The sequence below is a fragment of the Alteromonas sp. Cnat3-28 genome (assembly GCF_022348265.1).
Lineage (GTDB): Bacteria > Pseudomonadota > Gammaproteobacteria > Enterobacterales > Alteromonadaceae > Alteromonas > Alteromonas macleodii.
Genome location: NZ_JAKREY010000003.1, coordinates 230,660 through 244,059, shown reverse-complemented (window position 1 = coordinate 244,059; position 13,400 = coordinate 230,660). Strand labels below are relative to the sequence as shown.

Sequence of the window (13,400 nt, the reverse complement as noted above, 5' to 3'; positions counted from 1 at the left end):
GGACAATAAATGCTATAGCCCGCAACAGATATGAGGTTCAGTGACCGCTTATTTTAGTTAGGTTACTCGACGTTGGGATTTAGTCCCAAACCAGTTCTTTAAAGTGCTTGCGACACATTGATTCATAGGTGTCGTTGCCGCCAATTTGTACTTGATCACCATTTTTTACTGCATTGCCATTTTCGTCTAAACGCACCACGAAACTTGCTTTTTTGCCGCAATGGCAAACGGTTTTTAGTTCAGATAGTTTATCTGCCCAAGCCAGTAAATAGTGACTGCCTTCAAAGGTTTCACCTAAAAAGTCGGTACGCAGGCCGTAGGCTAGTACCGGCACATCAAGTTCATCAACTACGTCCACTAGCTGCTTTACTTGTGCCTTTGTTAAGAACTGTGCTTCGTCAATAAAAATGCAGTCGGGCTTTAACGCTTCGCAGTCTTTGCTTATTGAGGCAAACAAATCATCGCCTTTTGCGTATAGCTTGGCATCTGCTTGTAAGCCGATACGAGAAGTGACTTTCCCAACGCCGTATCGATCGTCAAGCGCTGCGGTATAAATCACTGAATGCATACCGCGTTCACGGTAGTTATAAGCTGATTGGAGGAGTGATGTAGACTTCCCTGCGTTCATTGCAGAGTAATAAAAATAAAGTTGAGCCATGGTTATTAGTAGTTTTCGTTATACCAAGAAATAAGGTCGTTGGCGTTCATTGGTCTAGCGAAGTAAAAGCCTTGCAAATAGTCGGTTCCAAGCTGCGACAAATGTTGCCTTTGCTGCTCAGTTTCGATGCCCTCTGCAATGGTTTTACAGCCAAACTCTTTAGCCATTAAAAGTGTTGCTCTTATTATGGTATCACTCTCTTCAGAGCTATTCTGTATAAAAGAGCGGTCAATTTTAATAAAATTGAATGGCATAGATTGAAGACGGTTTAAAGATGAATAACCTGTACCAAAGTCATCAATTGATATTTTGACATCACGGGCTACGAGTTCGCTCACTCGTTTAGTCACTAGATCTTTATCAATAGCGAATACGCTTTCAGTTATTTCTAGATAGAGGCGTTCTGGTGAAATTTTAGTTGTGCTAAGGGCATTGTCTAAAACTTTAAAGAAGCTGTCATCGAGCAGCTGCGCGACTGATACATTTATCGACATTGCGAGGCCGGGTTTGAACTGCCAATGTGAAAGGTCGATAAGCGCTCTATTTAATACCCACGCACCTATTTCAGGCATTAGCCCGCTGCGCTCTGCAAGGGGGATAAACACCGCAGGAGAGATGTTTTCTCCGTCGCAGTTCCACCGTAAAAGCGCTTCTACTGACGACAAGGAGTTTGTCGTGACGTCAATGATAGGTTGATAAAAAACAGTAAACTCACTATTTTCAATGGCTAATCTTAAGCGTTCACAAAGGCGCTGCTCTCGCTTTATTTCGTTGTGCAACGTTTCGTTAAATACGCCAATAGAGCCTCTTTGCTTACGCTTTTGATCATACATAGTCAGGTCGGCCTGTTGAATTAAATCAACTGCGCTGTCGCCATGGACGGGGAACATAGCGATGCCGATAGTGGCGTCTAACGTTACCTGATTGTCGTTCGCAATAATGGGAATAGTGACGCCACTGCGCATAGCGTGTGCTGCGGCCTTTGCGGTATCAACATTAGCATAAGGAATTACGGCGACGAATTCGTCTCCTCCCCATCTTCCCAGGTGATTTTCTTCCGTATAGTTACGAAGTCTGTTGGCAATTTCGGCAAGGACAATATCGCCGACTTTATGTCCTAAACTGTCGTTAACTTGCTTGAATCCGTCTAAGTCGATAAATAGAAGGGCGAGCGAGTTATCTAGGGCACGTGTGGTGTCTATCAAATTGTTGAGATGCTTGAGAAAGCCGTTGCGATTAAGCAAATTTGTCAGTGGATCTCTGTTAGACAACCGATATAAATCCGCCGTTCTTCTTTCCACTTCCGCTTCAAGGTTGGCGTTAGATGCATCGAGCTTTTCGTTTGAAGCTATGAGTAGTTTGTTTACTTTAACTGTTTCACTACGCTCAATACGCATCTGTTCCATCAAACTATTATTCTTAGCTTTAAGGTGTAACGTACTGATGAAAAAGCGATGGTAGCGAAAAGCACTGGCGAAAATACCAAACCAGAAAACCAAGCCAAGCACACCTAAAATAAAAAATTTCCCGCTAGCATCTATTAACGCACATAACGACATAGGTACAAGAAGAGCAGTAGGATAGAACCCGACGAGTTTTATGTTAGGAGACAGGACTGTACCAGCTCCGCCGGACATCGCGGCGAGTACAACCATAGTCGCTGCTAGTTCGACAGTTGCCATGGATGAATAGAAAAGCACTGAATAAAGCGCCCAAATACAACCCGTAACATAAAGCCCGGTCGAAAACCGAATCAAAGCAGGGCGCGGGTTATAAGCTTTTCCTGCTAAATTAGTGCGCCAATACAATGCATCAATTAGCCTCAGAAGTGAGACGCACACCATTACTCCCCAAATCTGTAGTTTGTTTGCAAATGTTGAAGGGGAGTCGCTTTCAAAGAAAAATACCAGGCCAGAAAAGGCAAATATCGTCATCAAGAAGCCGACAAAGCTATTGCCAATTAGCATGTCGGTGGTGTCTCGTTCTATTTCAGTTTGTGATATCGATTCTTGATACGTGTTCAACCGGATAAAGCCTTAATTACATTGTGATTCAAATTTAATGCGTTACTTCAAAAGCAAATTTAGTCGTACAGAATAGAACGAAGCGTACAAACTTAAGTGCACTAAATGATTGTAGTATAGGCTAAATATAATACATATGACGGGGGCATTTTAAAATTCGACTAAAGCAACCCGCTTTTAGTCTGTCTATGTTTTTTCACAGTTCGTTCTAAATACCTGAAAGTGTAGTGTTCTAAATCGATATTGATTTTTATTTTTTATCTGCGATGTGAACCGCTAAATATAGCTAAAACTTTAGTATATAAATGTTAAATAAGGCACTGCGCAAGAGTAAAAATTCTTCACAGGATGTTTACAATGTTGTTCCTTTGTTATAAATTCTTAATCGATTAAGTTTGAATTGTGTTGCCGCCTCCCTACGTTAAAGGGGCAGAGGCTACCTTGGATTTAACAAATTCAACACATTGCCGGAGAAAAAAATGAACAAAAATCACACACTCAACGCTTTGACCCTAGCGATTTGCGCCGCTTTTTCGGGCTCGGTTATTGCGCAGGAATCATCAACAGCTGATGCTGACGCAAAGTCGAAAGAAAAATTCGAACAGATTGTGGTTACCGCTGCACCGAGTGGTGCAACGATGCAAGAAGCTAGTGTTTCTGTAAGTGCATTCGACGAAGACGATATTCTTAAACTAGCTCCTCGTTCTACCGCTGAGGTATTTCGCGCGTTACCCGGTATTCGTGCCGAGTCTTCAGGCGGAGGCGGTAACGCAAATATTACTATTCGCGGTATCCCACTTGCGACGGGTGGTTCTAAATTCTTGCAAATCCATGAAGACGGTTTACCTGTTTTAGAATATGGTGATATTAACTTTGGCAATGCCGATAACTTTTTACGCTACGACTGGTCAGTAGCGAATGTGGAAGCAGTGCGCGGTGGTTCAGCGTCAACATTCGCCAGTAACTCGCCAGGCGGTGTTATTAACTTGATCAGTAACACGGGCGAAGTAGGTGGCGGTGCCATTGGAACGTCATTTGGCGTTGATTACGAAGAATTTCGTTTAGACTTTCGCTATGGCGGTGAAATTAGCGACGACCTTTACTACCACATTGCTGGCTTTGCCCGTGGTGGAGAGGGCCCGCGAGAAACGGGATACAATGGCGACCAAGGCGGTCAGGTTAAGTTCAATATCACTAAGATGCTAGATAACGGTCACATCCGTTTCTTCTATAAAAACCTTGATGACAAAGTATCAACATACCTTCCTTCTCCGGTATTGGTGAAAGGCGATGGTGAATATGGCCCGGTACCTGGTTACGATGCCAGCTCACAGGCATTAAACTCAGCTTACAACACAAACATTTCTACTTTTGACAGCTATGGTAACCCAGAGAATCGCGACGTCCGCGATGGTATTGAATCAAAAGTAAACTCATTTGGCGTTGAAGTTGACCTCGAAGTGGCTGAAAACTTGTTCTTATTAAACAAGTTCCGTATTTCAGATATCTCAGGTGGTTTTATTGCTCCATTTACTGATGGATTTCCAGCGGGCCCTGGCGATGTATCGAATTTCGCTTCTGCACTTTGTGCCGGCGCTACAGACGGTGACGGAAATGCGCTGAATTGCGACAGCACAAGTGTTGTGCTCGCGAACGGACCTGGCGCTGGTGAAGTGTACACAGGACAAGCATTTACAAACCTTCAGTTCGACACAAGAATCAACGATCTGGGTAATATGATCAACGATTTCAGCTTGCGTAAAGAATTTGATAACGGTATCGACCTCACAGTAGGTTATTACTACTCAAACCAGGACATCGCCACAAGCTGGTCAAGCTGGCAGACATTTATACAAACTCTAGACGGTGACAATTCACAGCTTCTAACAATTACCGATGGCGATGGCGTGGAACTTGTTTCAAACGGTTTGTTGTCACCAAGCTTCCTTTCATGGGAGTGGGACTTAAACTATGTAACAAAAGCGCCGTACATGAACGTTGGTTTTGAATTGTCAGATAACATTCTTATTGATGCATCGGTACGTCATGACACGACCGAAGCTTCAGGTGAACTCATCAGCTCATGTTGCGGTGGAAATGCTGACTTCGACCTAAACGGTAACGGAACTATTGAACAAATTGAAGATGCTTCAGCAATCAACAGCGGCTTCATTAGCGGTGGTGTTATCAACTTAAATCGCGCCGGTGCGTCTTCTCAAATTGTTGATTACAGCGCGAATAATACGTCTTATTCAATCGGTGGTTCGTACCTGCTAAGCGCCAGTCAGACATTTTTTGCCCGTTACTCAAAAGGTGGCCGTGCTATTGCAGATCGTTTACTGCAGATTGGCGGTACATTGAATACAGACGGCAGCTTAACAAGCACAACATCGGGTTACGATACAACGAAGCAATTCGAGGTAGGTTACAAATACGGTACGAAAGACCTCATGGTTAACGCAACCTTGTTTGATACTGTTACTGAAGATACGCAAGCAGAGGTAACCAGTGGTTTAACCTTTATGCGCGAATATGAAGCAACAGGTTTAGAGCTTGAAGGCCGCTGGACAGCAACTGATAATTTCGTGCTATCCGGTAACTTAACGTGGACAGACGCTGAAATCAGTAAAGACGTAAACAATCCTGCACTTGAAGGAAATACTCCACGCCGCCAAGCAGATTGGATTTGGACTATTACCCCTGAGTACGTTACTGATACATGGTCTGTTGGTGCCTCACTACAAGGCTCGACAGAGTACTATGTTCAGGACAATAACGACCTTAAACAGGAGGGTTATAACCTTGTAAACTTGTTTGCCACTTATTGGGTAAACGATCAATTTTCTGTGTCGCTTAATGTGAATAACGCCACTGATGAATTTATCATCACTGAGTCAGAAGAGGGTTCAGCAGAAGTTGGTAGCTACATCAGAGCACGTCCATTGAACGGCCGTACTACAGTGCTGTCGCTTAAATATATGTTCGACTAACGAGCAAATATCTAGTGCGAAGGTACTAGTTATTGTTCAATTAACGCCCGCAATTGATGCGGGCGTTTTTTATTTATTTGCTCTCCGCGGTTTTGAGTAATTGAAGCTGCTTGGTGATTGCTGCGGAAAGTTGGTCAATTAAATGGCTATGTTTCTTATGAATAACGTGTACCAATTCGTGTTCCACTAGAGGTATATACTCAATTCCAGATTGTTCGAAAATGGCTTCTTCAAAATAGTCACTCGGTAAAATAGCGTAGTCAAATCGCCCGTTGAGCAGTAAATTTATGACGTGGTGAAAGTCATCAAATTCAAAGATGTTGGCATTTAACTCGCCAGGTTTGGCGTGCATATTGAAGAAAAATCGGGTAGTAACGGCTATTGCCTTATCTGGTTGTTGAATTATGCTTTTATTGCACTCAGCTCCTCGTATGCACAATAGAAATGATGCGCCATGAGACAGTGCTGGAGGAACAATTACAATGTTATTGTCAGGTTGAGACACTACGTCATAGCGAATAATATCTGCATCTGTCATTCCTTCATTCAAAAGCCGTAAGCCTCTTTCCCCACCCACTTTTTCGAATGTAACCTCAATGCCGATATCTTGGTACGCACGTGCTATTAGGGGTTTATAGAAGCTACTTACTCGAGGATGAGTTAGTTCTCCAATGACGAAGTTAGTATCATCGTGCTGGGCACTGGTGTTTGAATTGAATAGCAGCGACGAGATAAAGAGAATAAAAAATGTTGAAACGGTTTGAATGCCAATAAAGCGCATCGTTTTCACTTTACAAATCCTTGTTTAAGAAAACCACGATAAGCTAAGGGTAGAGTACGAACGAAACAATAGAAAGGTAATTTAACGGGCAAATAAAAAGCCCCATCTCAAGGATGGGGCTTTGTTAATCAAGTTACCGCAATTATGACAGTTTACGCAGCGTTTTGACCGCCATCAATCGCTTTAAGCGTTTGAGACGCTGGAACAAGTTCCATATCGAACGTGTATTCGTCTACACGAACTGCTAGCTTGCGTTTTTCGTTATAGTCGTGAAGCTTAGCAGCTTCATCAGCCGTTACTACGCCTTTTTCTTGAAGCTTGTTAAGTGCATGTTCAAAAGAAATGAACGGCACTACAGGCTCTTTGCGAAGTGCTTTTTGCACTTTGCCAAGAAGGTGCGCTACCGCGTGCTTCGCTTTGAACGCTTGCTCGTTGATGTCGTTGCCATCTCCAGGCGTAACGCGAACAAGGTGAGTAAGCTGCTCTTTCACGCTGTTGTCTTGCATAGACGCAATAGAAAGCTCACGCACTAGGTCATCGCTGATACCCGCAACACTGTTGGTGTAGGTGTTGGTAAGAAGACGCATTAAGCCACGTGTCGCCGTGTTCGGGAAATTGTTGATAAAGTTAACAATTGCCTGATCCGCTTGTTGTAAAGACCACTGCATAGCGTATTCGAAATACGGTAGCGCAAGCTTTCTGTCTTCAATGCGCTGCTCGTAGAAACGAATTGCCGCCATTGCACCGTATAGGTAGCTCATTACGTCACCTAGACGTGCTGATAAAAGCTCAGCTTTCTTAAGGTCACCGCCTAGTACCGCAAGTGACAAGTCAGCAAGTGGTGCTAGTTTTGCAGAGATGCTGTTAACACGCTTCTCGTACTTGCGAACTTCTGGTAGTGCAGACTCGCTCTCGCGTAGGAAAGGAAGGTAGCCCTTACCTAGGCTGCGGAATGCATTTTTAACGCTGAAGCCAACAGTCTTACGAAGTACCTTGTTGAACTCTGCATCCGCTGAACTTTCGTTGCTGTGGATTAGGTCAACCATGTCTTTCAGGTACGGGTGGCAACGCATTGCACCTTGACCGAAGATCATTAAGTTACGGGTAAGAATGTTTGCACCTTCTACCGTAATCGCGATAGGAAGCGCAGCATAGCCGCCCGCTAACGTATTCTGAGGACCGCGTTGAATCGCTTTACCTGCCTGGATGTCCATAGCAGAGTTCATCACATCACGACCTAGTTCAGTCATGTGATATTTAGCAATAGCGGTAACTACTGATGGTTTAACACCTAGGCCTAGACCTTCAGTTGTTAACACACGCATCGCTTCAAGTAAGAACGTCTTACCCGCGATGTCTGCCATTTTCTCTTGAATACCTTCAAAGCGACCAATTGGAAGACCAAACTGCTCACGTACGAATGAATACTCAACCGTGCCTTTAAATGCTGATTGTGCAGTTGCTACGCCCATTGCTGGAAGTGAAATACCACGACCTGCACCTAGACAGCTAACTAGCATCTGCCAACCACGACCAATGTTCTTTTGACCACCAATGATGAAGTCCATAGGAATGAACACATCTTGACCACGAGTAGTACCGTTGTAGAAGCGTACACCCATTGGGTCGTGACGGTTACCTAGTTCAACACCTGGGTGAGACTTAGGTAGAAGGGCACAGGTAATGCCAAGCTCTAGTTTGTCGCCAAGTAGTTGGTCTGGATCGAACACTTTAAACGCAAGACCAAGTACTGTAGCAATTGGTGCAAGTGTAATGTAGCGCTTGTCCCAGCTTACGCGTAAACCAAGCACTTCTTCACCGTTGAATTCGCCTTTAGTCACGATAGCCGCGTCAGGAATAGCACCTGCGTCAGAACCTGCTTCAGGGCTGGTAAGCGCGAAGCACGGAATATCGCGACCGTCTGCTAGACGAGGTAGCCAGTAATCTTGCTGCTCGGTCGTACCGTAGTGCATAAGAAGCTCGCCTGGACCTAATGAGTTAGGAACCATTACGGTTACTGCAATTGCACCGCTTTTCGCTGCGATAGTGGCAACGATTGTAGAGTTTGCATACGGGCTGAACTCAAGACCACCAAATTTCTTTGGAATGATCATAGAGAAGAAGCGGTTCTTACCTAGGAAGTCTAAAACGTCCTGAGGAATGTGCTTGCCGTTGCCTAATTCAAAATCATCGATCATGTTCAGCAACTCGGTTACTGGACCGTCCATGAATGCTTGTTCTTCTGCGCTCAGTTTTGCCTGAGGGATATCGCGTAGCGCCTGCATGTCAGGCTTACCCTGATAAATAGAAGATTCAATCCACACGTCGCCTGCATCTAAGGCTTCTTGCTCTGTGATTGAAATTGGGGGTAATACTTTCTTTAAGCTAGTTCTGATACTCATAATAACTCATCCGCTCATCTGACCAGTTGTATTTCTTTATACTACAACAAATTCACAAAAGATCAAAAAAATTCGCTACGTCAAGCCCTGTGCAACATGTTTCTCCATCTTTATCAATGGTTTATGCTTAATATAAAAAGGCTTGTTTATAGTGAAATATACGTACGTGAGAATTTTATGGATAATTAAATTTTTGTGTGGGTTATGTTAATCACTGTTTTGAATGTAAAATTTCCTTATACCAGACTAAGGACGTTGTGATGCCCCATAAATATAACCGCCTGCCTTTCGCTATCCGGTCGCCTATTATTTCGCTTGCTCTCGTTTTCATTGTCACTGTGGTCGCAATGATTGGGGCTCAGAATTTGTATTTTAGAGGCGATTATAAAGTGTTCTTCGAACCAGATAATCCTCAGCGGCTCGCCTTTGAAGAAATGCAGAACATATTTAATAAAAGTGAAAACGTAGCGTTTATGATTGTGCCGGAGGACGGCAAAGTACTTAAGCCTGCTACGCTTGAGCTTGTCGTCGAACTTACCGAACAAGCGTGGCAGTTGCCCCTTTCTACAAGAGTCGAGTCTATATCTAATTTTCAACATACCTATGACGAAGATGGGGACTTGGTGGTAGAGGATTTAATTACCCAGCAATCTTTGAGTGCAGAGGCTATTAATGATATCGGTGATGTCCTTACCAATAGCCCTGAGCTCTACGGTCGTTTAATTTCTAGATCAGCTGATGTGACGGTGGTGGATACGACTATTCAGTTGCCAGACGGAGACCAAACACAGCAAGTTATCGAAATTGCCGCTGCGGCAAAAGAAATGAAAAGTATGTATGAAGCCAAGTACCCAGGGCACAACATATATCTAACCGGTATGGTCGTAATGAACGACGCATTTGCTGTTGCAGCTCAACAGGACGCGGAAACACTTATTCCACTTATGTTTTTGCTGATTTTTGTTGCCATCGCCCTCATTGTCCGCTCGTTATGGGCCGCAGCATTTACCATTGTTGTTGTTTTAGTGTCAGTCGCTATTACCATCGGGATTACCGGCTGGTTCGGCATTTATTTGAGTACTGCCACTGTTAACGCACCTACAATGATCACTACCCTTGCTGTGGCAGACTGCATACATATTATTGTCGGCGTAAAGTATTATCTAAGCCAAGGGCTAGGAACAAAAGAAGCGATACAGAAAAGTATAGATGTAAATAGAAAGCCAATATTCATAACCAGTATCACGACTGCTATCGGATTCATTATGCTCAACTTTTCAGCAGTGCCAGTGCTTGCTCATTTGGGCAATATGACTGCACTTGGTGTGATGTTAGCTTGCGTTTTCTCACTTACGATACTGCCTTCTTTGCTGACCTTACGCCCCCTTAAGCCTTCTACAGCAATTCGCAACACTGTGTTTAAGCATTGGGCGCTAGTAGTTAATACGCATCATCGCAAGTTACTTCCTGTATCGCTTATCGTAATTGCTGGCATTAGTTTATTTGCGACAAACAATGTTTTAAATGATGTGGCAGTTAAATATTTCGATGAACGCAGTACCTTTAGGCAGGCGGTGCAAGTCAACGAAGAAAAGCTTGGTGGAATGTCTAACATTGATTTCGTTATCTATACGGATACCCCATACGGCATTACAGAACCCACTTTTTTGCAGGAGATTGAATCGTTCGCAGAGTGGCTTAGGGCGAGGGAAGAGGTTAATCATGTCCTCTCATTTACTGATACACTTAAACGATTGAACAAAAACATGAATGGGGATAACCCAGATTACGCTGTTATTCCTACAGACGGAGAGTTGGCCTCTCAATATTTGCTGTTGTATGAGATGTCTTTACCGTTTGGGTTAGACCTTGGAAATCAAATTGATATTGATAAGTCTGCTCTTCGGGTCATTGCGGTAATAGATAATCTAGGTAGTCGAGATATCACTGCCTTAGAAAAAGAGGCTAAAGCATACTTTTTAAACCAGACAAACGGGTATCGTATCGAAGCGGCTAGTCCACCTCTCATGTTCGCGCACATTGGCGAGCGCAATATGAAAAATATGGTTTGGGGGAGTGTATTTGCGCTGGTTCTAATATCAATACTCATATTATTCGCCCTTAAGTCGATAAAACTGGGCGGTATTAGTTTAATTACTAATTTATTACCTGCTGCAATAGGTTTCGGTGTTTGGGGGCTGATCTCTGGTGAAATAAATATGGCCTTGTCTGTTGTAATCAGCATGACGATGGGCATTATTGTCGACGATACAGTTCACTTCTTAACGAAGTATCAAGTGGCGAAATCACAAGATTTATCTGCGGCAGACAGTGTTGTTTATGCGTTTGAAACCGTAGGTATGGCATTAACAACTACTACAGTTGTACTAGCAATGGGGTTTGCAGTACTAGCGTCTTCAAGTTTCGTTTTAAATGCCCATATGGGTATGTTGACGATTATCATTATACTGGCGGCGCTATTGGTTGATTTTATTTTCTTGCCAGCTTTACTTGCATGGTTGGGAGATTCAAAGACGGTCCATAAGGAGTCTTAATATGAAGAGATTATCGAAAAGGTTTTTTTTACTGATCGTATTTATCGCGGTGCATTTTAGCGTAGCTGCTGAGATTCAGGGGGACGAAAAGGCTATTGCCATAGCTAAAGAGCGTAAAGCAAGAGACATTGGCTGGGGTACAAACGAAGCTAAGGTTCTTATGGTGCTGAAAAATGCACAGGGAAATGAAGCAACACGAGAGCTCAAAGTTAAGACATTGGAAGTAGTGGACGATGGTGACAAAGCATTAACTATCTTTGAATCGCCACGTGATGTGAAAGGTACTGCTTTTCTGAGCTTTTCACATGCGTTGGAGGCAGATGAACAATGGATCTTTTTGCCTGCGTTGAAGAGAGTTAAAAGAATATCTTCTAAAAGTAAAAGCGGCCCCTTTGTCGGGAGTGAATTTGCGTTTGAAGATATGACCTCGTTTGAGGTAGAGAAATTTTCTTATGTGTTTTTAGGTGAAGAAAAAGTAAATGGAGAGGAGTGTTATGTTCTAAAGCAAACTCCTCAATACGAGTTTTCTGGTTATTCGTACCAAAAAGTGTGGATAGATAAATCACATTATCGCGTACAAAAAATAGAATTTTATGACCAAAAAGAAGCGCTGTTGAAAACGCTTGAATTATCTGATTATAAGCTTTTTAAAGATAAGTATTGGAGACCAATGAAAAGCTTTATGCGCAACGTACAGACTAGGAAGTCAACGTATCTGTTAACTGAAGAAATGTCATTTGATACAGAACTAACAGACAGCGACTTTGATAAAAACAGTTTAAAGAGAGTTAGATGATTAGAAAAATTCTCGGCCTCGCACTCTCGGTAAGTTTAACCCCCTCAATCAATGCGGTAGAAGTGACAGGTTCAGCCGGCGTTGATTTGCGTTACTACTTACAAGATGCGTTATATCCACAGCAAGAGCGCACATATAGCTCACTATTTGTCTCTCCTGAGCTCTATAGTGAGTTCAACGAAGGGCAAGATACGCTTATTTTCAAACCATTTTATCGTGTTGATGAGCACGATTCTGAGCGAACTCATGGCGACATCCGAGAGTTACAATGGGCACACTATCAAGATGACTGGGAAACAAAAGTTGGTATAGGTAAGGTTTTCTGGGGCCAGACAGAGTCACTTCACCTTGTTGATATTATTAACCAGACTGATGCGGTTGAATCGGTTGACGGGGAAGCCAAACTAGGCCAGCCAATGGTTAGTTTTTCCTATTTTTCTAACTACGGCAATTTCTCTGCTTTTGTTCTTCCGTATTTTAGAGAACGCACGTTCCAAAGCAGTGAAGGGCGTATACGTCCACCTTTGGCAATTTCTGATGCGATTTATGAATCATCCAATGAAGAAAGCAACGTTGACTATGCCTTGCGTTGGCAGTCATCAATTGGTGATTGGGAAGTGGGATTGTCATATTTTACAGGAACGACAAGAGAGCCTGAGTTGGTAACCACTCAATCTTCTGATGGAACAGTGTCTATAAATCCTTTTTACGCCCAAATTGATCAAGTGGGCTTGGATCTTTTAAAGGTGAGCGGCGCTTGGTTACTTAAACTTGAGAGTATTTATCGTAAAGGGCAGTCTGAGGACTTTGCAGCTGTCGTTGCTGGATTCGAATATACCCAAGAAGGCGTCCTTGGCAGTCGTTATGGTTTAGGTTATTTGGCTGAGTATCAGTATGACCAGCGAGATGATAACTTTTTCGCTATTGGCCAAAACGACTTAATGTTAGGATTGCGAATTATTGCCAATGATATCGCTGGGTCGGAAATATTGTTGGGTTTTGTAAAAGACTTGGATGATAAATCCACCTATTCCGCATATCTTGAGGCAAGCAGTCGATTGTCTGCCAACTGGCGCTGGAAAGTGGACGGGTATTTCTTTTCATCGAATGACGAAGAAGATCCATTTTTCTTCTTAAGACGTGATGACCACGTCCAATTTTCATTAGAGTACTATTTTTGAGGTTAGGGATTAA

Annotated in this window: 8 protein-coding genes; 4 read left to right on the top strand and 4 right to left on the bottom strand. The window is 43.1% G+C overall.

The window, feature by feature from the left end:
* Positions 1-79: 79 nt before the first annotated feature.
* Together MHM87_RS05045 and MHM87_RS05040 are read right to left on the bottom strand one after the other, a co-directional pair.
* Positions 80-658: a thymidine kinase gene (locus tag MHM87_RS05045; protein ID WP_014950261.1), complete on the bottom strand. Its 579-nt coding sequence runs from the start codon at positions 656-658 to the stop codon at positions 80-82.
* Between the two features lie 5 nt (positions 659-663).
* On the bottom strand, positions 664-2,682 hold the full coding sequence (locus MHM87_RS05040; RefSeq protein WP_239257942.1) for a bifunctional diguanylate cyclase/phosphodiesterase: 2,019 nt from the start codon (positions 2,680-2,682) through the stop codon (positions 664-666).
* Positions 2,683-3,161: 479 nt separating this feature from the next.
* Between MHM87_RS05040 and MHM87_RS05035 the strand changes: the two genes are divergently transcribed.
* Positions 3,162-5,672 (top strand): TonB-dependent receptor, encoded by a 2,511-nt coding sequence (locus tag MHM87_RS05035; protein ID WP_239257941.1) that lies wholly within the window; start codon positions 3,162-3,164, stop codon positions 5,670-5,672.
* Between the two features lie 73 nt (positions 5,673-5,745).
* On the opposite strand, the gene MHM87_RS05030 is transcribed toward MHM87_RS05035, so the two are convergent.
* Positions 5,746-6,453 (bottom strand): hypothetical protein, encoded by a 708-nt coding sequence (locus tag MHM87_RS05030; protein ID WP_239257993.1) that lies wholly within the window; start codon positions 6,451-6,453, stop codon positions 5,746-5,748.
* 152 nt (positions 6,454-6,605) lie between these two features.
* Positions 6,606-8,855, bottom strand: a complete 2,250-nt coding sequence (locus tag MHM87_RS05025; RefSeq protein WP_014950257.1) for an acyl-CoA dehydrogenase — start codon at positions 8,853-8,855, stop codon at positions 6,606-6,608.
* Between the two features lie 260 nt (positions 8,856-9,115).
* On the opposite strand from MHM87_RS05025, the gene MHM87_RS05020 reads away from it, so the two are divergent.
* From MHM87_RS05020 to MHM87_RS05010, 3 genes are read left to right on the top strand one after another with little or no spacing between them, the layout of a single operon-like run.
* Positions 9,116-11,410 carry an MMPL family transporter gene (locus MHM87_RS05020; protein ID WP_239257940.1) on the top strand — a complete coding sequence of 765 codons (2,295 nt, stop codon included), beginning with the start codon at positions 9,116-9,118 and terminating at the stop codon, positions 11,408-11,410.
* A 1-nt stretch (position 11,411) separates the two neighbouring features.
* Complete coding sequence (locus MHM87_RS05015) at positions 11,412-12,206, top strand: outer membrane lipoprotein-sorting protein (protein WP_014999121.1); 795 nt, start codon at positions 11,412-11,414, stop codon at positions 12,204-12,206.
* Entirely contained in the window at positions 12,203-13,387 is a 1,185-nt protein-coding gene (locus tag MHM87_RS05010; protein WP_239257939.1) for a hypothetical protein, read from the top strand. The genes MHM87_RS05015 and MHM87_RS05010 overlap by 4 nt, the downstream gene beginning before the upstream one ends.
* Positions 13,388-13,400 lie beyond the last annotated feature (13 nt).